At 65.1% G+C, this 2,456-nt stretch carries 3 protein-coding genes; all 3 read right to left on the reverse strand.

Annotated elements, in window-relative coordinates; genetic code table 11:
* Window positions 1-538, reverse strand: a 538-nt coding sequence (locus G341_RS0100070) for an MlaD family protein (protein ID WP_018177072.1), incomplete at its 3' end; no start/stop codon positions are given.
* Window positions 539-542: 4 nt separating this feature from the next.
* A complete protein-coding gene (locus G341_RS0100075) occupies window positions 543-1,406 on the reverse strand; it encodes an ABC transporter permease (RefSeq protein ID WP_018177073.1) in 864 nt (287 codons plus the stop codon).
* Window positions 1,406-2,251 (reverse strand): MlaE family ABC transporter permease, encoded by an 846-nt coding sequence (locus G341_RS0100080; protein ID WP_081622353.1) that lies wholly within the window; start codon window positions 2,249-2,251, stop codon window positions 1,406-1,408. Before G341_RS0100080 ends, G341_RS0100075 begins: the two co-directional genes overlap by 1 nt.
* Window positions 2,252-2,456 lie beyond the last annotated feature (205 nt).

A 2,456-nucleotide genomic window follows, 5' to 3' on the forward strand; every position in this document is an offset into this window, starting at 1 on the left:
CCCCCGCCAGCAGCCGGCTGCCGCGCTTGATGGTCTCGGTGAGCTGCGGGGTGAGCGACCCGACGATCGTGTTGCCCGCTTGGCTGATCAAGGTCGTGACGGTGTAGTCACCGACGCCGGTCTTCAAATCGATCACCTGTCCCGCCGCGACTGGCAGCCCCTCGCCCGGAACCAGTTCCATCGCGGTGGAACTGAAGAAGTTCGACGAGACGAATCGAGTCTGCAAAGGCTGACGCAGCTCGGCGAACCGGGCGCGATCGACCCGCATCCGCACGCGGACGTCGCCAGCCGAATCCTGTTGCACATCAGTCACTTTGCCGACGACCAACCCGCGCATCCGGACCTGGGTCTGCGTGTTCAAAGCGTCGCCGGCCGAGGTGGTGATCACCGTGAAGTCCTCCTGCCCCGACGGTGGACGATTGACGTACCAGAGGTAGCCGGCGACCACGGCAGCGATCACCAGCAGCACCAACAAGCCGCGCCGCCGCAACGCCCCCGCGGACGGCCCGCGGCCGCTGTGATCGATCGGTGCCGGCATCGCGCTACCCCGAGAACGAAATCGAGGTCGTGGATGCGATTCCCCACATCCCGAGCGTGAGAACCATGTCGAGTACCACGATCAGCACCAGACTCGCCCGGATGGCACGACCGGCGGCGACACCGACGCCCTCCGGACCGCCGGTGGCGTAGAAGCCGTAGTAGCTGTGTGCGATGGTCACTGCGATGACGAACACCACCACCTTGATCAGCGAGTAGACGATGTCGCGCCCGTTGATGAACAGATCGAAGTAGTGCGTATACGAGCCGCCCGGCTGCCCGAAAATCGTTGTGAGACCGAATTTCGCACTCCAGAAGCACAGGGCCAGCGATAGCACATAGATCGGCAGGATCGCGGCCATGCCCGCGATCAACCTGGTCGACACGACGTACGGGATCGGCCGGATGCCCTGGGCCTCCAGCGCATCGATCTCTTCGGCGATGCGCATCGACCCCACCTCGGCGGTGATCCGGCAGCCGGCCTGGATGGCGAACCCGACGGCCGCCATGATCGGCCCGAGTTCACGGGTGACGGTCACGGCGGTCAGCATGCCGGCGAGCGGACCCGCGCCCAGCGTGCCGAGCAGGTTGTAGCCGAAGATCGCGATCATCGCCCCGATCGACAGTCCGAGCACCACCATGACCGCGGCCACGCCGCCGCCGACGATGACCGCCCCGCTCCCCCAGGTCAATTCGGTGAACTTGCTGGCGACCTCCTTGCGGTACTGACGCATCGCATGACCCATGCCGGCGAACGCATCAACGGCGAACTGAAACTGGTGGCCGGGCAGCTCGGTGACGCCGCCGAGCTTCGACCACATGCGCGCAATCGTGTTGAGGCCATGCGGCCGATACGACGAGGCGACCATCAGAACACCGTCGGCGGGAAGAACATGAACTGCAGCTGGGTGATGAAGACATTGACCACCATGCAGCTCAGCACGCCGATGACGACCGACGCATTCACCCCGGTCGCCACTCCCCGGGGCCCACCCGCGACGTTGAGTCCCCGCTCGGATGCGACCACCGCCACGATGAATCCGAACAGGGCGGCCTTCGCACAACCGAAGAAGATGTCGGTGACCGTCGCGAACATGCCGAACGACAACCAGTACGAGCCGACCGCGATGCCCTGCCAGACGACGGCGACCAGGAAGCTCGCCAGCACGGTGACGAACGTGATGATGATCGACAGCATCGGCGCCACGAACGTCATCGCGATCACGCGCGGCACGACCAGCCGCTGATGCGGGTCGATTCCCATCGTGCGCATCGCGTCCGTCTCCTCCCGGATGGTGCGGGCGCCGAGATCGGATGCCACCGCGGATGCCCCCGCACCGCCGATGAGGAGCGCCGCCACCAGTGGCGCCGCCTGCTGCATCACCCCGGCGCCCGCCGCGCCGGACATCGACTGCGCACCGAGCTGACTGGTGATGTTGCCGACCTGAACGGCCATGATGACCCCGATCGGAATCGATAGCAGCAACGCCGGCAGCGCGGTGACAGACAGATAGAACCACGCCTGTATCACCAAGTCGCGGAAGGGAAGTCGAAGTCGCGCGGTATCGGTGAACGCCAGCACGACGACGCGCCCGCCCAGCCGCACCGTTCGACCGAACGTCTGCAGCGGTGCAACCGGCCAACTACTGCCGCCCGCCCACTGACCGGCGGCGCCGATCGCCGCAGTGGTTCGTGTGGTCGGGGGCGCCGTCATCGGATGCCCGCACTTGTGTACTGAGAGCTCATATGCCACTCCAACCGACCGAACCATCGCTCGGTATGAAGCATAACAGTTCGGCCGTCTCTATGTGTCAAGACGGAGATATCTAGGGCGTGTCTCCTAATGATTGGGTGATCGGTCGCTGATGATCGGTGGATGAGTTCTAGGTGTGAGTCGCTCAGTGATGCGCAGTGGGAGC

It is taken from the genome of Jongsikchunia kroppenstedtii DSM 45133 (assembly GCF_000380485.1).
In the GTDB taxonomy this organism is placed as follows: domain Bacteria; phylum Actinomycetota; class Actinomycetes; order Mycobacteriales; family Mycobacteriaceae; genus Jongsikchunia; species Jongsikchunia kroppenstedtii.